Source organism: Isoptericola sp. NPDC056578, from assembly GCF_042793275.1.
Classification (GTDB): domain Bacteria; phylum Actinomycetota; class Actinomycetes; order Actinomycetales; family Cellulomonadaceae; genus Isoptericola.
Window position 1 is genome coordinate 14,617 of record NZ_JBHTVC010000051.1, and the last position, 19,035, is coordinate 33,651.

Below are 19,035 nucleotides of genomic sequence, written 5' to 3' on the forward strand. Positions count from 1 at the left end.
CCGCGCCATCTGCCCCCGTGGTGGCCCCGTACGCGCCGTGGTAGCCCGCCCCCGGCCGTGTTTTTACTTCACACTGTGTCACGAACTACCTCGGCGCTTCTCGGACCACCTCGGCAGAGCTGCTGTTCGGCACCGGGCTGCGGACGGTACGGTCGTCGGTCATGGAGGTCTCCGTCAGCGCGCTGCGCGCCGAGCTCAAGTCGTGGATCGAGAAGGCGCGGGCGGGCGAGGAGGTCGTCATCACCGAGCGGGGGGTGCCGGTCGCCCGCCTGTCGGGGGTGCAGACGGCGGACCTCGTCGCCGGGCTGGTGCGCGACGGCCTGCTCACGCCCGCCGCCACCGAGCGGCCGGTGCACGCCGTGCCCGACGACGACGCGGCGGCCGCCCGGTCCGCCCCGCGCCCCGCCGCGCGGCCGGCGTCGCGCATGTCCGACCTGGTGCGGCGCATCCGCCGCTGACGACGGTCTCGGCAGCCCGACCCGCGGAACGAAGAACGGAGCACGATGGCCCTCGTCTACTTCGACGCGAGCGCGCTGGTGAAGCTGTGCGTGCGCGAGCCCGGCTCGGCGCTCGCGAGCGCGCTGTGGAACCGCGCCGACGTCGTCGTCTCGTCGCGGATCGCCGACGCCGAGGTGCGGGCGGCGCTCGCGGCCGGGGAGCGGGCCGGGGTGCTCGACCCGCTCGCGCGCCGTCGCGGCACCGCGATCTGGGACGAGCTGAGCGCCGGGCTGCACACCCTCGAGGTGACGCCCGAGGTCTCCGAGCGCGCCGCCGAGCTGGTCGCGTCGTGCCCCGTGCCGCTGCGCGGCGCCGACGCCCTGCACGTGGCCAGCGCGCTCGCCGTCGCGCACGAGGACAGCGTCGTCGCCGCGTGGGACGAGCACGTCGCGGGCGCCGCGCGCTCCCGCAGGCTCCGCGTGCTCCCGTAGGCTCGGCGGGTGATCTCCGCCGCCTTCGGATCCTTCCAGTACATCCTGCTCGTCGTGCTCGCGGTCGTGGTGTTCGTCGTGCAGCTCGTCGCGTTCCTCGACGCCGCCCGCCGGCCCGCGAACGCCTACGTGTCCGAGGGGAAGCTGAAGAAGAACATCTGGCTGATCATCCTCGGCATCGCGGCCCTCATCGGGCTCTTCGGGCTGCCGCCGATGCTCATGACCGCCGGGTCGTTCTTCAACGTCATCGCCGTGACGCCCGCGATCATCTACTGGGTGGACGTGCGCCCGCGGATCCAGCCGTACGGCACCGGCGGGGGGCGTCGCCCGCAGGGCCCGACGGGCGGCTGGTGACGTGGGCGAGGTGACGACGACGGGCTCGCCCGCGCCCGTCGCGCCCGTGGTGCGCGGCGCGGCCCCGCTGGCCGAGGTGGTGCGCGGCGACCTCGTGGAGTCGGTGCACCTGGGGCACCTCGTGGTGCTGGGGCCCGACGGCGGGGTGCGGCTCGCCCTGGGCGACCCGACGACGACGATCTGGCCGCGCTCGTCGGTGAAGCCGCTCCAGGCCGTGGCCATGCTGCGCTCCGGCCTCGACCTGCCGGGCCGGCTCCTGGCGCTCGGGGCCGCCAGCCACAGCGGCGCCCCCGAGCACCTGGCCGGGGTCCGCGAGATCCTCGCCGGCGCGGGGCTGGACGAGTCCGTCCTGCGCAACACGCCCGACCTGCCGCTCGGCCGCGCCGAGGCGCTCGCCTGGCAGGAGGCCGGCCACGGGCCGGAACGGGTCGCGCAGAACTGCTCGGGCAAGCACGCCGCGATGCTCGCGACCTGCGTCGCGGCCGGCTGGGACACCGCGTCCTACCTCGACCTCGACCACCCGCTCCAGCGCGCGGTGCGCGACGCCGTCGTCGAGCTGACGGGCGACGCGGACCCGCACGTCACCGTGGACGGCTGCGGCGCGCCGCTGTTCTCCACCACCGTGCTCGGCCTGGCGCGGTCGTTCGGGCGGCTGGCGTCCGTCGGCGCCGCCGGCACCACCGACGAGGGCGGCCGCGTCGCGCGCGCGATGGCCGGCCACCCGGAGATGGTGGCGGGGCGTGGCCGCGAGGACACGCTCGTCATGACCGCGGTGCCCGGGTCGATCGCCAAGATCGGCGCCGACGGCGTGTGCGCGGCGGGCCTGCCCGACGGGTCGGCGGTGGCGTTCAAGATCCTCGACGGCGGCGACCGGCCCCGCCCGGCGATCCTCGCCGCGGCGATGCGCGCGGCGGGGGCGGCCGACGTCGCGGGCGCGGACGCCGCCGCGCTGGACGCCGTCGGCGTCACGCCCGTGCTGGGTGGCGGGGCGCCGGTCGGCGCGGTGCGCCCGGCCTTCGCGGCGGACGTCGCATGAGGGCCGTGCTGCAGCGCGTGTCGAGCGCGTCCGTCACGGTCGACGGCGAGGTGGTGGGGGCGATCGACCGGCCCGGCCTGCTCGCGCTCGTCGGCGTGACGCACGCCGACGGCCCCGCCGAGGTGGCGACCGTCGCCCGCAAGATCGCGGAGCTGCGCATCCTGCGCGACGAGCGCTCGGTGACCGACGCGGGCGCCCCGGTGCTGGTGGTCAGCCAGTTCACGCTGTACGGGGACGCACGCAAGGGTCGCCGGCCCACCTGGAACGCGGCCGCGCCCGGCCCGGTGGCGGAGCCGCTGGTGGACGAGGTCGTGGCAGACCTGCGGGCGCGGGGGCTCGAGGTGGCCACCGGGAGGTTCGGGGCGGACATGTCCGTCGAGCTCGTGAACGACGGCCCCGTGACGATATTGGTGGAGACCTGACAAATCGCTGACCTGCGTCTTCGCGCAATTTTCGGGCTGATGCGGCAGAGTGGTGCCGCCGAGCACCGAGGCCCGGCACGAGACGGGAGGCCGACGATGACCTCGATCCGCGACAGCGCCGCGCCCTGGCAGTCCCCGCCGGGGGTCCGTGCGCGACCGGTCGCGCCGCAGGTCGTGCGACGGGTCTCGGAGCTCGTGGGCGCCGACCCCGAGGCCCTCGCCCAGACGCTCGGGCTGCTCACCCCCCACCAGCTCGCCGGCGTCGCCGCGCTGCCCGACCCGCTCCCCGTGACGGCCGCGGTGCGGGCGGCGGCCCTGGACGGGACCGCCGGCGCGCTCGACCCCGAGGACCGGCGCGTGCTCCTGGCCGCCGGGGTGCTCGTCCTGGACCGCGTCGACGTCCTGCTCGGCGCGACCGGCGCTTCCGTCGAGCGACTGCTCGCGCCGCCGCTGGCCGGGCACCTCCAGCTCGCCGACGGCCGGTTCCGGGTCGCGGACCCGCGGCTGCGCGCCGTCGTGCACGAGGACGCCGACCTCACCGAGCGCACGGCCGTGCACGCCGCGCTGGCGACCGAGCTGGAGCGCGCGGGGGAGCCCGGGGCGGCGCGGTGGCACGCCGCGCTCGCCACGCTCGCCGGCGACCCGGCCCTGGCCGACGGCCTGGTTCGCCTCGCCCGGCAGCGGCTGGGTCAGGGGTGCGCGGTCGCGGCGCACGCGGTCGCGCGGGAGGCGGCCAGCCACGGCACCGGCGACGTGCGGGCGAGGGCGTTCCTCGTCGCGGGGCGCGCCGCGCTGCTCGGGGGGCACCTGCACGACGCCGCCGGATGGCTCGAGCGGGTGGCGAGCACCGGCGTCGCGACGGTCCAGGACGATGCCGAGCGAGCCCGTGACGCGGTGCTCGCGCTGGTCGACGCCCGGCACCTGGACCGGCCCGGGGCCGGGTCGGGGGCACCGTCCCCCGGCCCAGGTGCGGCCGGGCCGCTGCCGCCCGACGACGAGGACCCGCCGGGCGTCCGGCTCGCGCGCCTCGTCGTGCCGGTCGCGCGCGCCACGGTGTCCCCGGCGGACCGCGCCGCCCTGGCCGCCGTGGTCGAGGCGCTGGGCCGCCTCGACCGCTACCCCCGGGAGGCCGACGAGGTGCTGGCCCGGGCCGTCGTCACCGCCGCGCCGTACCGGGAGACCGTCGCCTGGGTAGGGGCGGACGGGCTCTCACCGCTGGCGGAGGCGCACCTGCGGGTGGTGCAGGCGCTCGTCCTCCTGCGCGGCGGCGACGCCGAGCAGGCCGCCCGGGTGCTCGACGACGCCGCGGCGCGCCTGCCGGTGTCGCACGTCGTCGGCGGGCTCGCGGCCGAGGTGGCGCGCCGCACCGGCGGCTCGGACACCCTCGCCGCCGGGCTGCGTGCCGTCGGCCCGGACCCGGTCCCCGCGGCCGTCGCCGTCTGTCGCGACCTCGGGTACCCGCGCCCGGCCACCGTGCCGTCGCTCGTGGTGAGCGCGGTGCGCACCTGCCGGGGCGGCCGGGACGGGCTCGCGGACGTGTGGGCGCGCTGGGCGGACGTGCTCACGGCGCGGGAGCTCGACGTCGCGCGCCTCGTCGCGGACGGCCTGGCGAACAAGCAGGTGGCCGACCGGCTGTGCGTGTCCGTGCGCACCGTCGAGGTGCACCTGGGGCGCGTCTTCCGGAAGGTCGGCGTGAGCTCGCGCGCCGAGCTCACGGTCGTCGCGCTGCGGCCCGCGTCGTGACGCCGGCCTGACCCGGCCTCACAGCCGTGTCAGTGGTCGGTGCGACGCCGGCGCGCGAGGCCGACGGCGAGGCCGCCCGCGGCCACGAGCGCCGCGGCCGCGGCGACCAGCCCGGCGACGCCCGCGCCCGTCTGCGGCAGGAAGCCCGACGCGGGCGGTGCGGCCGCGGGGGGAGCCCCGTCCGCGGGCACGGCGGCGGGGACGGTCGTGCCGGGCGTCGGGTCACCGGGTTCGCCCGGCTCGTCGGGCGGCACGGTGCCGGGCGGGTTGGTCGCGCAGCTCGGGGACGACGGCGGGTAGGCGGCGGTCATGGTGAGCTCGGGGTTCACCTCGAGCTTCACGTCCACGGACGGGCGCACCCAGTCGAACTCGTCGCCCTCCACCCAGACGCCGTTCTCGAGGCGCCAGCCGGGCCAGTCGAGCGGCGCGCCCGACGAGTCCACCACGGCGCCCGGCCACAGGACCCGGCCGCTCATCGGCAGGCCCGCCTGCACGACGTCGTCGCCGGACGGGTTGAGCCAGGTGATCGTCACCGTGTCGTTCTCGGTGCCCGTGGCGGTGACCGCGTACCGGAGGTACGGCACGTCGCCGTCGCACTCCGGCTGGAAGATCTGCGCGGTGAGCGTCGGCTCCTCGGGCGGTGGGTAGTCGGTGCTGCTCGGGCTGCTGCTCGGGCTGGGCACCGTGGCGGCGAGGGCCGGTGCGGCGGCGACCGCGATCGCGCCGCTCAGGGCCAGGCCGGCGGCGGCGCGTACGGCGGTGCGTGCGTGGGCCATCTCGACTCCTCCGGGGGCGATGCTCTCCGTGCTGCCTGGGTGCTGCCTGGGGCCCTCACGCTAGCCGCGCACCTCGACCGGCGACCCCGTCTCACCCGGGTGAAACCGCAGGCAGGAGGCGTCTTCACCCGCAGGTCGGCACCTCGACGTCGAGCAGCCCGCCCGCCGTCGTCGTCGGCGTCGACCAGACCTCCAGGCGGCCGGGCGGCGTGCCACCCTCCTCGCCCGCCGGCGCGCCCGGCACGGCGAACCGCAGCGTGGCGCTCTCGCCCGGGGCGAGAACCACGGTGACGGACTGCGTGGGGCGTCCGTGCGTGGTGCGGGCCTCGCCGCCGACCGCGGCCCCGTCCCGTTCGACGCGCGGCGGCGCCCCGTCGCGGGGCCCCGCCACGGTCACGCCGAGGCTCAGGGTGCCCGGCGGGTGCGTGCCGCCCGGAACGCCGGCCACGTACCACGGCAGCACCGCGGCGGCGTCGTCGGGGGCCGTCGAGGCCAACGTCAGCTCGAGCGTGTCCATCCGGCCGGCGTCGGTGCACTCCGAGCCGACGACGTGCAGCGACGAGTCCAGGTACGCCGACATCTTCCCGGCCACGTGGTCGGTGAGGAACACGCCGACGGCGTCGGCGGCGCGCGGGGCGGCGGCGTACGACCCGGCGACCAGCGTGCCCTCCAGCCGCGCCTCCTCGGCGGGGTCGGCCGACCACACCCGCACCCGGTGCTCCCCGGCCGCGCGCTGCAGGCCGGCGAGCAGCGTCGCCGGTGGGACGTCGTCGGACATGGACCGCGCGAGCACCGCGGCGGCGGCCTCCGCGAAGAACTGGTCGGCCGCCTCGGGGTCGAGGACGTCGTAGACGCGCCGCAGCAGCACGTCGACGGCGTTCTCGGCCGTCAGCTCCACGGTGTCGCGGCCGAGCGCGGTGGCGACGGGGCCCGACACCGGCACCCGCACGGGGCCCGTCTCGGCGAGCAGCTGGGAGAGCGCGACCGGGTCGGTGGCCAGGACGCCGTCGACCTGCTCGCCCTGGGCGCGCGCCCACATCTCGGCGGCCAGTGCGGCGGACGTCGGGAAGTCGGGGGTGGCCGTGACGTCCTGCACGAACATGCCGAGCCGGGCCGTGTACGCCTCGTCGTCGTCGGCGGACAGGGGGAGCACGGGGGAGCGGAACGGGCCGACGGCGGAGGCCGCGACCTGGCGCACCACCTCGACGCGCCCGTCGTCCACCCGCAGCAGGACGAGCGCGCCCGGGATGCCGCCGCCCTGCCGCAGCTCGCCGGTGCTCATGCCCAGCAGGAGGTACGTGCGCGGTCCGTCCGCGCCGAGCATCGCCGGGCCGAGCGCGGCCGCGCGGTCTCCGGTCGCGACGGCGTCGGCCAGCTCGTCGACCCGGTGGCGCAGCGTCGCCACGGGGTCGGCGAGCTGCGGCAGCAGGGCGTCGGGGTCGACGGCGTCGAGGCGCGCCCGCGACGCGTCGACCGACGCCCGCGCCGTCGCCATCCCGGGTGCCGCCGCCTGCAGCGGCGCGAGGTCGAGCCCGCCGTCCGGGGTGCGGTCGGTGGCGGCCACGGCGTCGGCCAGGTCGGCCAAGGGGGGCAGCACCTCGTCGGTCACGTCGTCGAGCACGACGGCGACGTCGACGGCCGCCCCTGCCGACGGGCCGACCACGGGCAGTCGGGCGGCGAGCCACCACAGCGGGCCGTCGGTCGCCTCGCGCGCGATCGTGGTCTGCGCCCGCAGCTCCGCCAGGGCGGGGGAGGAGGCGAGCGTCGCGGGGGTGCCGCCGTCCGCCTCCGACCGGGCCCCGGCGCGCAGCTCCTCCGCCACCGCGGGCACCTGCACCGCGGCGCGGGTGAGGGCGCCGCGCGCGGCGAGCGCGTCGCGGACCAGGAGCACCGCGCACACGGCGACGACCAGCAGGGCCGCGACCGTGCCGAGCAGCACCCAGCGCACGGCGCGCCGTCGGCGGGGTGTCGGCGCCGTGGGCTCCGTGCTGGCGGGCGCCGCGCCCGTGTCGACGGTCATCCCCGCACCGTAGGTCCGCGCGGCGCGGTCGGAGGGATGAATCTGCGGGTGATGTCGGCGCGCGCGGGTGCAAGACCAGGGGGTACGGCGACACAGTCGCGTCGAGGGGTGGCGCGCGCCCTCGCGCGCCCAGGACCGCAGGAGGCCCGGTGGACCCGGACGAGACGGCGCGTGTCGACGACGGCGACGACGACCGCGACGACACGGCGTGGTTCGACGCCCTCTTCGCCGCGCACGCGGGCGCGGTGCACCGCTACCTCGTGCGGCGCCTGCCCGCGGGCGGCGCGGACGCGGAGGACCTGGCCGCGGACGTGCTGGCCACCGCCTGGCGTCGTCGGGCGGACGTGCCGCGCGGCGCGGAGCTCCCGTGGCTCTACCGCACCGCCGGCTTCGTGCTGGCCAACCACCGCCGTAAGGCCCGGCCGACGCCCGTCGCCGTCGTGCCCGAGGTGCCCGACGACGTCGACCCGGCGGCGCTCGCCGTCGACGACGACCGCGTGCGTGCGGTCCTCGCCCGCCTCTCGCCGCGCGACCGGCAGGTGCTCCTCCTCGTCGCGTGGGACGGCGTCGGGGGCGACGGGCTGGCGCAGGTGCTCGGCGTCTCGCGCGGGGGAGCCGACGCCGCGCTGTCCCGCGCCCGGGCGCGGCTGCGCGCCGCGTGGGACGTCGAGACCCAGGACGGCGAGACCCAGGACGGCGACGGTGCGGCCGAGGGCGACGCCGCGGCGCAAGCCGGCGCGCGATGACGACACAGACGGGGTGCGAGACGCCCGCCGGACCGGCGGGCCGTGGGGCCGGGAGGACAGCATGAGCCGGGACGAGGGCCGGGACGAGACGCGCGGTGACGTACCCCAGGGGGAGTCCGCGACTCCGGACGTGCCGCGCGACGACCGTGACGACCGTGACGACATGGCGTTCGCGCGCCTGCGGGCGGCGGACCCGGCCGCAGGGGTCGAGCCGGCGGGTGCGGGGCTGCGGGCGAAGGTCGACACCCGGCTGGCCGCGGACGGTGACGCGACCGTGGCCGAGGGGGCGGGGGGCGCCGGGGCCGACGACGGGGAGCGCGACGGCGACGAGCTCGCCGCCCGCCGTGGGTGGCGCCGCACGCCGTGGCTGGCCGCCGCGGGCGTCGTGGTGCTCGCGGCCGTGGGCGTGGGCGGGTACGCCCTCGGCGGCGCTGCCGCGCCCGGCGCCTCCGAGGCCGCCGACGCCCCGGTCGTGCTGAACAGCGGCGGCCGGGGCGCCGGGTCGGCCGGCGACGACGCCGCGGCCGGCGGAGCGGCGATGGGTGCCGCGGAGGACTCGGCGGGGGACGGTGCGTCCGGCGCGGCGTCGTCGGCCGCGGCGGGCGACGCCACCCTGCCGAGCTGGTACTCGTCCGGTCGCGCGCTGTTCCACGGCGACGGCCTGTCCACCGCGGGCGGCACGGCGTCGGCCTACGCCCTCGACGCGACGGACGTCGCCACCCGTGAGGGGGCCGCCCGGCTCGCGGAGGCGCTCGGTGTCGAGGGGAAGCCGCGGTGGGAGTACGGCTGGTCCGTGGGCCCCCAGGACGGCAGCGGACCGCACGTCTGGCTGTCCGCCGACGGTAGCGCGACGTTCGGCTACAACGACCCCGGCGCCGACCCGTGGCGGTGCGAGGACGTCGTCGCGCGCAGCGACGGAGGAGACGACGGGGAGGACACCGAGCCCGCGTGCGACGAGCCGGCGACGTCGTCCGTCGGCGACCGGGAGGCGCGCGACGCGCTCACCGACGCCATGCGGAGCCTCGGCGTCGACCCCGACGCGTTCGAGATCGAGGTGGGCGAGAAGACCGACGGCGATCCCGGCCGGTGGGTCACCGCCTCCCAGGTGGTGGACGGCACGCGCACCGGGGCGCAGTGGAGCGCGACCGTCGGGGAGGAGGGCATCGCCTGGCTCGACGGCTTCCTCGCCACGACGGCCGACCTCGGCGAGTACCCCGTGATCAGCCCGGCCGAGGCGGTGGAGCGGCTCGGCGACCCGCGGTTCTCCGGCTCCACCTGGCCGGTCGTGCTCGCCGACGAGGAGGCCATGTGGGCCGAGACCGAGGAGGACGGGACCGAGCCGTCCGCGCCCCCGGCTCCCCCCGCGGCCGGCGACCCGGTCGACTGGCCGGTGTCCGACGTCGAGATCACCGACGCCAGGCTCGGCCTGGCGCAGCAGACGCAGGACGACGGGTCCGTCGTCCTCGTCCCCGCGTACGAGCTGTCCGACGCCGACGGCAACGCGTGGTCCGTCGTCGCCGTCGCCGACGACGCGATGGACTTCTCGGCGCCCCGTTGAGCGCTGTCGAGCGCCGCGCCCGACGGCGCCGCCCCGGACGTGACGGCCACCACGCGGGCGGTCCCTGACGCGGAGCGCGGGTGCGGGTTACGGTCGTCGTGACCTGTCCCGGAGCACGAAGGAGAACTCCTATGTCCACCCGCACCGCACGCACCGCCTGGAACGGCGACATCCAGCAGGGCTCCGGCCGGGTCGAGCTCGCCAGTTCGGGCGTCGGGACGTTCGACGTCTCGTTCCCCCGCCGGACGGCGGACGCCGCGGAGGGTGTCACCAGCCCGGAGGAGCTCATCGCGGCCGCGCACTCGTCGTGCTACGCGATGGCGTTCTCGCTCGAGGTGGCGAACGCCGGCGGCACGCCGGGCAAGACCGACGTGACCGCCGACGTCACCCTGACCCCGGCCGCGGGCGGCGGTCTCGAGATCTCGAAGATCGCGCTGACCGTCGTCGGCTCCGCCGCCGGGATCGACGCGGACGCGTACCGCGCCGCCGCCGAGGCCGCGAAGGCCGGCTGCCCGGTCTCCAAGGCGCTGGCGGGCGTCGGCGAGATCACGCTGGACGTGACCTTCGAGGGCTGACCGCGAGGTAGTCCGCACGACGGCGAGGTAGTCCGCACGACGGCGAGGTAGTCCGTGCGCGGACTACCTCGCCGTCTGTCGTACTACCTCGCGGTGCTTCGAACTACCTCGCGGAGTCTCGTACTACCTCGCGTGGAGGGGAACTACCTCGCGGGGATCGGGACTACCTCGGCGTCAGCGGGCGGCGAGGGCCTTGCCGGCCGCGACGGCGTCCTCCTCGGCCTGCTTGGCCATCACGGCGGCGAGGTCGGTGAACTGGTCGAGCGCGGGGTTGACGCCCACCAGCGTGAACTCGCGCTCGACGACGGTGAGGTCGGCCTGCCAGAGGTCGGCGAGAATGCGCCGCAGGTAGTCGGTGTTGTGGTCCCAGCCGGCGCGGGGGCTGCCCTCGCCGTAGGAACCGCCGCGGGTGGTGACGAGCACGGTGGGCTTGCCCTCGAGCACGGGCACGCCCGCGCCCGCGCCGGTCGTGACGAGGTCGATCCAGGTCTTCGCGTGCTGCGAGACGCCGTAGTTGTACAGCGGCAGGGCGAGGACGAGGGCATCCGCGGCGCGGACCTCGTCGGCCAGGGCCGCGGCGAGGTCGAGGGCGGCGCGCTGCTGCGGGGTGCGCTCGGTCTCCGCGACGAAGCCGCCCGAGGTGGCGTGGGCCCAGGCCTCCGCGGGCAGCGGGTCCTGGCCCAGGTGCCGGGAGACGACGGCGGTGCCGGGGCGGGCGGCCGTGACCTCGGCGACCACGGCGTCGGCGAGGGCCGAGCTCGCGGACAGGTCGCCCTGGATGCTGGCGTCGAGGCGAAGAAGCGTCATGAGGTGGTTCCTCCGGTGCGGGGGTCGCCGGCGGGCGGGCGACGGGCGGGAGAGGGCGTCCGGAAGGACGTCGTCTTGAACGTTCAACACGAACGTACCCGCGACGGTGTTGATCATTCAAGTCGGCCTAGGATGGGGTATGCCGTCCGCATCGACCGACGCCCCGGTGTGGCTCGACGAGGACCAGCGGCGGAGCTGGTCGTCGGTAGCCGCGCTCCTCATGACCCTGCCCGCCACGCTCGACGCGCAGCTGCGCGCCGACGCGGGGCTCAACCTTTTCGAGTACCACGTGCTCTCCGCCCTCGGGGAGGCCCCTGACCGCACCCTCGGCATGTCCGACCTCGCGGCACTGTCTCGCGGCTCGCTGTCGCGCCTGTCGCACGCCGTGGGTCGCCTCGAGCGTTCCGGCCTGGTCGAGCGCACCGCGTGCTCGGACGGGCGGCGGCGGATGGAGGCGCGGCTCACGGAGGCGGGCTGGCGCAAGCTCGAGGCGGCCGCCCCGGGGCACGTCCGGGAGGTGCGCCGCCTCGTGGTGGACGCCCTCGGCGAGGACCAGCTCGCGGCGCTCGGCGCGGCCGCCGACGTCGTCGTGCGCACGATCGACCCGGCGCTGGCGTGCGCCGAGCGCGCCCGCGGCACCGGCTGCGGGCCGCTGCCCGCGGAGTCAGCCGAGCAGGGGCGGTGAGCCGGCGCCCGTGCCGGCGATGACGCCCTCGACGGTCTCGCGCAGCACGTCGCGCGGGTCGTGGGTGGGTTCCCAGCGCAGCAGCTCGCGGGCGCGCGTCGCGTCCAGGACGACGTCGGCACGGGCCATGTCGAACCAGCCCACGTCGATGGGGGCGAGGCGCAGCCGGGAGGCGACCGACAGCCCGGTCTGCGCGACGTCGGGCGAGACCTCGACGCTGCGGCCCGCCGAGAGCGTGTCGGCGAGGTCGGCCGACGTGAGCCAGCCCTCGGGGGCGAGGTTGAACGCCCCGGGGTGGCGGCCGACGACGACGGCGCGGTACGCGTCGGCGGCGTCGTCGACGTGCATCACCTGCAGGCGCAGGCCTGCGAGCGCGGGCACCGCGGGCAGCAGCGCTCCCTCGGGGGCGCGCTTGGCGGCGAGCCGCAGCGCGCGGGTGCCGAGCGGCCCCAGGAAGTAGCGCCCGAGCTCGGCGCCCGCCTCGCGCTGCAGCATGAGCGCGGGCCGCACCCGCGTCACGACCAGCCGCGGGTGCCGCGCGGCGACGTCGTCGAGCATCCGCTCGACGGCGGCCTTCTGCACGGAGTAGGACGACGTGCGTACGCCGCGCCGCGGCCAGTCCTCGCGCACGAGGCCGCCGTCGTCCGGGCCGGGGGAGTAGACGCCGGAGGTCGAGCCGAACACGAGGTGCGGGACGCCGCCGCGCACGACGGCGTCGGCGACGGCCCGCGAGCCGTCGAGGTTGAGGCGCCGGGCATGCCCGGAGTCGCGGGCGGACGGCGGCGCCCAGGCGAGGTGGACGACGGCGTCGGCGCCGAGGAAGGCCTGGTCGAGGCCGCGCACGACGGCGTCGGCGGTGTCGGTGAGGTCGACGCGGACCCACTCGGCGGCGGAGTGCGGGTAGGCGACCGTGCTGCTGCCGTCGGCACGGGGCACCCGCCGGGCGACGCCGACGACCGAGGTCACGGCGGGTTCGCGGGCCAGGGCGCCCAGCACGGCGGTCCCGACGTTCCCGCTTGCTCCCACGACGACGACGCGCACGGTCCGACCGTAGCCGCGGCGGCGTCGCGGCGCGCGTGCAGCGCTCGCGTGTACCGACCACACGGGGTGTATGGCCAACACGATGTGTATGCCGTACGCTCGTGTACGTCATACACAGACCGACCGGAGGGGAACGGCCATGAACGACCCGATGATCGCGGTGCGGGGGCTGCGCAAGTCCTACGGACGCACCGCCGTCCTGCGCGGCGTCGACCTCACCGTCCGACGCGGCGAGATCTTCGCGCTGCTCGGACCGAACGGCGCGGGCAAGACGACCACCGTCAACATCCTCACCACGCTGGTGCAGCCGGACGGAGGCACGGCGACCATCGCGGGCGCCGACGTCGTGAAGCAGCCCGCCGCGGTGCGGCGCAGCATCGCGCTGACCGGCCAGTACGCGAGCGTCGACGAGTTCCAGACGGGCGAGGAGAACCTCGTCATGATGGCCGACCTCGCGCACCTGCCGAAGCGCGTCGTGCGGCGTCGCGCCCACGAGCTCCTGGAGCGCTTCGACCTGACCGCAGCGGCCCGTCGCCGGGTCGGCACCTACTCGGGCGGCATGCGCCGTCGGCTCGACCTGGCGATCAGCCTCGTCGCCGACCCGGCGGTGCTCGTGCTCGACGAGCCCACCACCGGCCTCGACCCGGCGTCGCGCTCCCAGCTGTGGGAGGTCGTGCGCGGGCTCGCGGACGACGGCACCACCATCCTCCTTACCACCCAGTACCTCGAGGAGGCCGACCGACTGGCCGACACGATCGCCGTCCTCGCCGAGGGCACCATCGCCGCGCGCGGCACGGCGGAGGAGCTCAAGGCCCTCGTCGCCGGGGACCACGTGCGCGTGACGTTCGACGACGCCGCGAGCCTCGCCACCGCGCGCGAGCTCGGCGTCGCCGGCCTCGACGCCGCGGAGGAGGACCTCAGGGCGCTCGCGCTCACCTTCCCGAGCGCCGAGCCCGTCCGGGCCATCCGCGACGTCCTCGACCGGGCCGAGTCCCGAGGCCTCGCCGTCGCGGGCGTGAGCGTGGTCAAGCCCACCCTCGACGACGTCTTCCTGGCGCTCACCGGCAGCGCCGCCACCGACCGCACGACCCGCACCACCGACCAGACCGCCCCCGAGGAGGCCCTGCGATGACCACCACCCTGGCCCCGCCCGCGCGCACCGCGCACGGCGCGGTCCGTCCGGCGTCCGTGCACGCGCCCCTGCGCGACGTCGCCACCATGACCCGGCGCGAGGCGCGCCGCTCCCTGCGCTCGGTCGACGGGCTCATCACCGCGTTCGCGCTGCCCGTGCTCATCATGTCGGCGTTCGTGATCGTCTTCGGCGGCGCCATCTCCGGCGGCACCGGGGGCGAGTACATCGACTACGTCGTGCCCGGCGTGCTCGTCATGTGCCTGGGCATGAACTCGGCCACGGCCGCCACGGGCGTCGCCCAGGACATGACCACGGGCACGATCGACCGCTTCAAGACGCTGCCCATCTTTTCCTCGTCGGCCCTGTGGGGGCACGTCATCGCGAGCGTCGTGCGCAACCTCGCCTCCGTGGTCGTGGTGCTGCTGGTGTCGCTCGCGTACGGGTTCCGGCCCGACGCCGACCTCGGCCAGTGGCTCGGTTTCGTGGGGTTCACGGTGCTCGCCGTCGTCACGTTCACCTGGCTCTGCGTCGTGTTCGGGCTGGTCCTGAGCGTCGAGGCGTCCATGTCCGTGAGCATGATCTTCCTCTTCGTGCCGTACCTCAGCTCGGGCTTCGTGCCGGTCGACACCATGCCGGACTGGCTGCACGGCTTCGCCGAGCACCAGCCGTTCACCCCGATCATCGAGTCGGTGCGCGGCCTCCTCGCCGGGGCGCCCGACGCCGGCACGATCGTCACGGCGTGCGTGTGGCTGGTGGGCTTCCTGGTCGCGAGCGTCGTCGTCGGCGGCGTCCTGTACCGCCGTCGGACCGCCCGCTGACCAGCGGTCGTCGTCGGTCGAGCCTGTCGAGGCCCCGGTGCGGTCCCGACAGGCTCGGTCGCGAGGAGGTTCAGGGATGATGAGCGCATGACGGACACGCCGGAGACGGACCTGCCCGAGTCGGCCCTGCCGGGTGCGGAGCTGCCTGACCTGCCGCCGCGTCTCGCGCTGGCCTGGGGCGTGGCCGAGCGGCCGGAGCGCGTGCCCCGCCGCGAGCTGAGCATCGAGCGCATCGTCGAGGCCGCCGTCGAGATCGCCGATGCGGAGGGCCTCGCCGGCGTCTCCATGGCGCGGGTGGCCAAGAGCCTCGGCTTCACCACGATGTCGCTGTACCGGTACGTCACCAGCAAGGACGACCTGCTGCTGCTCATGCAGGAGGTCGTGCTCGACCTGGAGTTCCCGCCGCCGCACGAGCCGGCGGACTGGCGGGCCGAGCTGCGCGAGTGGGCCCTGTTCACCTTCGAGCTGTTCCGCCGGCACTCCTGGGTCCTCGACGTCCCCGTCACCGGCGCGCCGATCACCCCGGCGAGCCTGCGCGCCCTCGACGCCGGCCTGCGCGCGCTGCGCTCGACGCCGCTCGACGACGGCGACAAGATCGCGACCATCCTGCTGCTCAACGGCTTCACCCGGAACGCCGCGCTGCTCGACCGCGACCTCCGGCAGGCCAACACGGCCGGCACCGACGCGGCCGCGGCCGTGGGCCCCGAGCTCGCGGACACGCTGCGCGCCCTCGTCGACGAGGTCCGGTTCCCGTACCTGCGCCCCATCGTCGAGCGCGGCTCCTACGCCGCGTACGGGACGAGCACGTTCGACGACGAGGAGGACGTCGGATGGGGGCTCGAGCGCACCCTCGACGGCGTCGCGGCGTACGTGGCCGCGCGGGCGGCGGCCGGCGGGCCCGACCCGGAGACCCCGCCAGGCGGCGTCCCGCAGGACGAGGGCGTCGCCGAGGCGCTCGCCGTCGCGCAGCGCTACGCCTCCGACCCCAAGGTCAAGAAGGCGGCGGCGAAGCGCAAGGACGTCGAGCGCCGGCTCCGCGAGGAGCAGAAGAAGGTGCGCGAGCGGGAGAAGGCGCTGCGCGAGGCGCGCAAGGCGGAGGCCGAGGCCGTGCGGGCCGCGCAGGAGAAGGCCGACCGCGGCTGACCTTCGAGCAGGCGGTCCGTCGCGGGACGCCTTCGGTCCCCGCGCCGCACCACCTGCTCGAAGGCGGGACCGATCGGGTGCCGTGCCGTGGACGCGGCGGCGCCCCCGGGGGACGAATGGCAGAATCGGCGCGTGCCAGCCCAGACACCGACGACCCCGACCCCGGACGGTGACGTGGACCTCGCGCCCACCCGTGACGAGGCGGAGAGCGCGGCCAGGCGCGCGGCCGACGAGGCCCGCGCGGCCGTCGTCTCCGCGCTGCGGACGGTGATCGCGGGCGACGTCGACTCCTCCACCCGGCGGCGCGCGGAGTACTCCACCGACGCCTCGAACTACCGCGTCGTGCCCGACGTCGTGGCCTTCCCGCGCAGCTCGCGCGACGTGGTCCGCGGCCTGGAGGTGCTGCGCGAGCTGAAGATTCCCGTGACGGCACGGGGCGCCGGCACCTCCGTGGCCGGCAACGCGGTCGGCACGGGCGCGGTGCTCGACTTCTCCCGGCACCTGAACCAGGTGGTCTCGGTCGACCCGGAGGCGGGGACCGCCGTCGTCGAGCCCGGCACCGTGATGTCGAGCCTGCAGCGCGCGGGCGCCGCCCACGGCCTGCGGTTCGGCCCGGACCCGTCCACGCAGAACCGCGCGACGCTCGGCGGGATGATCGGCAACAACGCGTGCGGCCCGCACGCCGTGGCCTACGGCCGCACGGCCGACAACGTGGTGGAGCTCGACGTCGTCGACGGGCGCGGGCGCCGCTTCACCGCGGGCCGGGGCGACGCGACGTTCGCCGCCGTGCCGGGCCTGGCGGAGCTGGTACGCGAGAACCTCGCGCTGATCCGCACGCAGTTCGGCCGGTTCGGGCGCCAGGTGTCGGGCTACTCGCTGGAGCACCTGCTGCCGGAGAACGGCTCCGACCTCGCCAAGGCGCTGGTGGGCACCGAGGGCACGCTGGTGACGGTGCTCGGCGCCACGCTGCGGATGGTGCCCGTGCCGTCGGCGCCGACGCTCGTCGTGCTCGGCTACCCGGACATGCCGGCGGCGGCCGACGACGTCCCGCACCTGCTCGGCCACAAGCCGCTCGCGATCGAGGGGCTCGACGCGCGCCTGGTCGACGTCGTGCGCAAGGCGAAGGGCGAGGCCTCCGTGCCGGCCCTGCCCGAGGGCGCGGGCTGGCTGATGATCGAGGTCGGCGGCGCGAGCCAGGACGAGGCGAGCGCCCGGGCGGAGGCCGTCGTGACGTCGTCGTCGGCCCTGTCCTCGCTGGTGCTGCCCGCCGGGCCGGACGCCACCAAGATGTGGCAGATCCGCGCCGACGGCGCGGGGCTCGCCGGCCGCACGCCCGCGGGCGAGCAGGCGTGGCCGGGCTGGGAGGACTCCGCCGTCCCGCCCGAGCGGCTGGGCGCGTACCTGCGCGACCTCGAGGACCTCATGGAGCGCTACGGCGTCGACGGGCTGCCCTACGGGCACTTCGGCGACGGCTGCGTGCACCTGCGCATCGACATCCCCCTGGAGACGTCGGGGTCGGTGCTGCGCACGTTCATGACCGACGCCGCGCGGCTGGTGGCGTACCACGGGGGCTCGCTGTCGGGGGAGCACGGCGACGGCCGCGCCCGCTCCGAGCTGCTGCCGCTGATGTACACGCCGGAGGCGATCCGGCTCATGGAGCGGTTCAAGGCCCTGTTCGACCCCGACGACCTGCTCAACCCGGGCGTCGTCGTGCGGCCCGCGGCCGTCGACGCCGACCTGCGCCGGCCCGCGGCGAAGCAGGTGCTCTCGACGCTGCCCGTGGGGGACCGGGGGATGGCGGGCTCGGGTCCGCTGCACGGCATCGCGAAGCGGGCGGGCCACACCGGCTTCTCGTTCGCGCACGACCACGGCGACCTCACGACCGCCGTGCACCGCTGCGTCGGCGTGGGCAAGTGCCGGGCCGACAACCACGCCTCGGGCGGGTTCATGTGCCCCAGCTATCAGGCCACGAAGGACGAGAAGGACGTGACCCGCGGGCGGGCGCGCGTGCTGCAGGAGGCCGTCAACGGCACCCTCGTGGGCGGGCTCACCGCGCCGGAGGTGCGCGAGTCCCTGGACCTCTGCCTGAGCTGCAAGGCGTGCTCGTCCGACTGCCCGGCGGGCGTCGACATGGCGCAGTACAAGTCCGAGGCGCTGCACCGTACCTACAAGGGGAAGCTGCGCCCCGTCGACCACTACGCCCTCGGCTGGCTGCCCCGCTGGGCGCGGCTCGCGGGCGGGATGCCGCGGTTCGTCAACAAGGTGCTCGGCGTGCCGTGGATCGCCAAGGCGGTGCTGTGGGCGGGCGGCATGGACACGCGACGGCAGGTGCCGCAGTTCGCGGAGATCCCGTTCCGGACCTGGTGGAGCCGGGGCTGGGCGTCGCACGGAGTGCCCGGGCTGGGCGCCGGCAAGACCCCGCACGACCGTCCTTCGGGCGCGCGCCCGAAGGTCGTGCTCTGGGCGGACTCGTTCAGCGACGCGCTCGCGCCGTCCGTGCCGCAGGCCGCGGTGAAGGTGCTGACCGCGGCCGGGTACGACGTCGTCGTGCCCGACCAGCAGGCGTGCTGCGGCCTGACCTGGATCTCGACCGGTCAGCTCGACGGCGCCCGCCGTCGGCTGTCGTCGCTGCTGTCCGTGCTCGGGCCGTACGCGGTGAACGGCATCCCGATCCTCGGGCTGGAGCCCTCGTGCACCGCCGTGCTGCGCTCGGACCTGCTGGACCTGTTCCCCGACGACCCGCGCGCCCAGGCCGTCGCCGACGCCACGCGCACCCTGGCGGAGCTGCTCACGTCGCCGGAGACCGCGCCGGCCGCCGGGGCCGGCTGGGAGATGCCCGACCTGTCCGACCTCACCGCGGTCGTGCAGCCGCACTGCCACCAGCACTCGGTGATGGGTTTCGACGCCGACGAGGCGCTGCTGCGCGCCGCGGGCGCCGACATCAAGGTCCTCGCCGGCTGCTGCGGGCTGGCCGGCAACTTCGGCATGCAGAAGGGCCACTACGACGTGTCCGTCGCCGTCGCCGAGAACGCGCTGCTGCCCGCGCTGCGCGAGCGCGCCGAGGGCACCGAGTTCGTCGCCGACGGCTTCTCCTGCCGCACGCAGGCCGTGCAGCTCGAGGGCACGCAGGGCAAGGCGCTGGTGGAGGTCATCGCCGAGCGGCTCGACCCCGCGAGGTAGTCCCGAATCTGCCGAGGTAGTTCGAGATCTCGTGAGGTAGCCGACTACCTCACCGAGCTTCGAACTACCT

At 76.3% G+C, this 19,035-nt stretch carries 18 protein-coding genes; 14 read left to right on the forward strand and 4 right to left on the reverse strand.

What is annotated here, in order from left to right; genetic code table 11:
• Window positions 1-161 precede the first annotated feature (161 nt).
• The 6 genes from ACFQ80_RS17290 to ACFQ80_RS17315 all read left to right on the forward strand — a co-directional run bounded on the left by ACFQ80_RS17290 (window position 162) and on the right by ACFQ80_RS17315 (window position 4,484).
• Window positions 162-458 carry a type II toxin-antitoxin system Phd/YefM family antitoxin gene (locus tag ACFQ80_RS17290; protein WP_430564506.1) on the forward strand — a complete coding sequence of 99 codons (297 nt, stop codon included), beginning with the start codon at window positions 162-164 and terminating at the stop codon, window positions 456-458.
• Between the two features lie 45 nt (window positions 459-503).
• On the forward strand, window positions 504-929 hold the full coding sequence (locus tag ACFQ80_RS17295) for a type II toxin-antitoxin system VapC family toxin (RefSeq protein ID WP_430548543.1): 426 nt from the start codon (window positions 504-506) through the stop codon (window positions 927-929).
• Between the two features lie 9 nt (window positions 930-938).
• On the forward strand, window positions 939-1,283 hold the full coding sequence (locus ACFQ80_RS17300) for a DUF2516 family protein (RefSeq protein ID WP_429733949.1): 345 nt from the start codon (window positions 939-941) through the stop codon (window positions 1,281-1,283).
• Window positions 1,284-1,293: 10 nt separating this feature from the next.
• Window positions 1,294-2,319 carry an asparaginase gene (locus tag ACFQ80_RS17305; RefSeq protein WP_430564507.1) on the forward strand — a complete coding sequence of 342 codons (1,026 nt, stop codon included), beginning with the start codon at window positions 1,294-1,296 and terminating at the stop codon, window positions 2,317-2,319.
• Window positions 2,316-2,741 (forward strand): D-aminoacyl-tRNA deacylase, encoded by a 426-nt coding sequence (gene dtd, locus ACFQ80_RS17310; protein WP_430548545.1) that lies wholly within the window; start codon window positions 2,316-2,318, stop codon window positions 2,739-2,741. Before ACFQ80_RS17305 ends, dtd begins: the two co-directional genes overlap by 4 nt.
• 96 nt (window positions 2,742-2,837) lie before the next feature.
• A complete protein-coding gene (locus ACFQ80_RS17315; protein ID WP_430564508.1) occupies window positions 2,838-4,484 on the forward strand; it encodes a LuxR C-terminal-related transcriptional regulator in 1,647 nt (548 codons plus the stop codon).
• A gap of 29 nt (window positions 4,485-4,513) precedes the next feature.
• On the opposite strand, the gene ACFQ80_RS17320 is transcribed toward ACFQ80_RS17315, so the two are convergent.
• Together ACFQ80_RS17320 and ACFQ80_RS17325 are read right to left on the reverse strand one after the other, a co-directional pair.
• Complete coding sequence (locus ACFQ80_RS17320; protein ID WP_430564509.1) at window positions 4,514-5,260, reverse strand: LPXTG cell wall anchor domain-containing protein; 747 nt, start codon at window positions 5,258-5,260, stop codon at window positions 4,514-4,516.
• Between the two features lie 124 nt (window positions 5,261-5,384).
• The gene (locus ACFQ80_RS17325) at window positions 5,385-7,280 is read right to left on the reverse strand and encodes a DUF4012 domain-containing protein (protein ID WP_430564510.1); all 1,896 of its coding nucleotides are present in this window, start codon (window positions 7,278-7,280) and stop codon (window positions 5,385-5,387) included.
• 149 nt (window positions 7,281-7,429) lie between these two features.
• Between ACFQ80_RS17325 and ACFQ80_RS17330 the strand changes: the two genes are divergently transcribed.
• From ACFQ80_RS17330 to ACFQ80_RS17340, 3 genes are all read left to right on the forward strand, one after another.
• Window positions 7,430-8,026, forward strand: a complete 597-nt coding sequence (locus ACFQ80_RS17330; RefSeq protein WP_430564511.1) for an RNA polymerase sigma factor — start codon at window positions 7,430-7,432, stop codon at window positions 8,024-8,026.
• A 61-nt stretch (window positions 8,027-8,087) separates the two neighbouring features.
• Window positions 8,088-9,584, forward strand: coding sequence for a hypothetical protein (locus tag ACFQ80_RS17335; protein WP_430564512.1), 1,497 nt, complete (start codon window positions 8,088-8,090; stop codon window positions 9,582-9,584).
• A gap of 131 nt (window positions 9,585-9,715) precedes the next feature.
• Window positions 9,716-10,159, forward strand: a complete 444-nt coding sequence (locus ACFQ80_RS17340) for an OsmC family peroxiredoxin (RefSeq protein WP_430548551.1) — start codon at window positions 9,716-9,718, stop codon at window positions 10,157-10,159.
• 174 nt (window positions 10,160-10,333) lie between these two features.
• Here the strand turns inward: ACFQ80_RS17340 and ACFQ80_RS17345 are convergent, their stop codons facing one another.
• Window positions 10,334-10,966 carry an FMN-dependent NADH-azoreductase gene (locus ACFQ80_RS17345; protein ID WP_430564513.1) on the reverse strand — a complete coding sequence of 211 codons (633 nt, stop codon included), beginning with the start codon at window positions 10,964-10,966 and terminating at the stop codon, window positions 10,334-10,336.
• A gap of 139 nt (window positions 10,967-11,105) precedes the next feature.
• Here ACFQ80_RS17345 and ACFQ80_RS17350 point away from each other — a divergent pair, with 139 nt between their 5' ends.
• Window positions 11,106-11,651: a MarR family winged helix-turn-helix transcriptional regulator gene (locus ACFQ80_RS17350; protein ID WP_430564514.1), complete on the forward strand. Its 546-nt coding sequence runs from the start codon at window positions 11,106-11,108 to the stop codon at window positions 11,649-11,651.
• Here the strand turns inward: ACFQ80_RS17350 and ACFQ80_RS17355 are convergent.
• A complete protein-coding gene (locus ACFQ80_RS17355) occupies window positions 11,631-12,692 on the reverse strand; it encodes an NAD-dependent epimerase/dehydratase family protein (protein ID WP_430564515.1) in 1,062 nt (353 codons plus the stop codon). The genes ACFQ80_RS17350 and ACFQ80_RS17355 overlap by 21 nt on opposite strands.
• Window positions 12,693-12,831: 139 nt before the next feature.
• On the opposite strand from ACFQ80_RS17355, the gene ACFQ80_RS17360 reads away from it, so the two are divergent.
• The 4 genes from ACFQ80_RS17360 to ACFQ80_RS17375 all read left to right on the forward strand — a co-directional run bounded on the left by ACFQ80_RS17360 (window position 12,832) and on the right by ACFQ80_RS17375 (window position 18,965).
• Entirely contained in the window at window positions 12,832-13,824 is a 993-nt protein-coding gene (locus ACFQ80_RS17360) for an ATP-binding cassette domain-containing protein (protein WP_430548555.1), read from the forward strand.
• Entirely contained in the window at window positions 13,821-14,642 is an 822-nt protein-coding gene (locus ACFQ80_RS17365; protein ID WP_430548556.1) for an ABC transporter permease, read from the forward strand. Before ACFQ80_RS17360 ends, ACFQ80_RS17365 begins: the two co-directional genes overlap by 4 nt.
• A gap of 87 nt (window positions 14,643-14,729) precedes the next feature.
• Entirely contained in the window at window positions 14,730-15,785 is a 1,056-nt protein-coding gene (locus tag ACFQ80_RS17370; protein WP_430564516.1) for a TetR/AcrR family transcriptional regulator, read from the forward strand.
• A gap of 132 nt (window positions 15,786-15,917) precedes the next feature.
• A complete protein-coding gene (locus ACFQ80_RS17375) occupies window positions 15,918-18,965 on the forward strand; it encodes an FAD-binding and (Fe-S)-binding domain-containing protein (protein WP_430564517.1) in 3,048 nt (1,015 codons plus the stop codon).
• Window positions 18,966-19,035 lie beyond the last annotated feature (70 nt).

Coding starts and splice junctions, on each gene's coding strand:
- ACFQ80_RS17290 (WP_430564506.1), top strand. CDS start 162: ATGGAGGTCTCCGTCAGCGCGCTGCGCGCCGAGCTCAAGTCGTGGATC.
- ACFQ80_RS17295 (WP_430548543.1), top strand. CDS start 504: ATGGCCCTCGTCTACTTCGACGCGAGCGCGCTGGTGAAGCTGTGCGTG.
- dtd (WP_430548545.1), top strand. CDS start 2,316: ATGAGGGCCGTGCTGCAGCGCGTGTCGAGCGCGTCCGTCACGGTCGAC.
- ACFQ80_RS17315 (WP_430564508.1), top strand. CDS start 2,838: ATGACCTCGATCCGCGACAGCGCCGCGCCCTGGCAGTCCCCGCCGGGG.
- ACFQ80_RS17320 (WP_430564509.1), bottom strand. CDS start 5,260: ATGGCCCACGCACGCACCGCCGTACGCGCCGCCGCCGGCCTGGCCCTG.
- ACFQ80_RS17325 (WP_430564510.1), bottom strand. CDS start 7,280: ATGACCGTCGACACGGGCGCGGCGCCCGCCAGCACGGAGCCCACGGCG.
- ACFQ80_RS17335 (WP_430564512.1), top strand. CDS start 8,088: ATGAGCCGGGACGAGGGCCGGGACGAGACGCGCGGTGACGTACCCCAG.
- ACFQ80_RS17340 (WP_430548551.1), top strand. CDS start 9,716: ATGTCCACCCGCACCGCACGCACCGCCTGGAACGGCGACATCCAGCAG.
- ACFQ80_RS17345 (WP_430564513.1), bottom strand. CDS start 10,966: ATGACGCTTCTTCGCCTCGACGCCAGCATCCAGGGCGACCTGTCCGCG.
- ACFQ80_RS17350 (WP_430564514.1), top strand. CDS start 11,106: ATGCCGTCCGCATCGACCGACGCCCCGGTGTGGCTCGACGAGGACCAG.
- ACFQ80_RS17360 (WP_430548555.1), top strand. CDS start 12,832: ATGAACGACCCGATGATCGCGGTGCGGGGGCTGCGCAAGTCCTACGGA.
- ACFQ80_RS17365 (WP_430548556.1), top strand. CDS start 13,821: ATGACCACCACCCTGGCCCCGCCCGCGCGCACCGCGCACGGCGCGGTC.
- ACFQ80_RS17370 (WP_430564516.1), top strand. CDS start 14,730: ATGACGGACACGCCGGAGACGGACCTGCCCGAGTCGGCCCTGCCGGGT.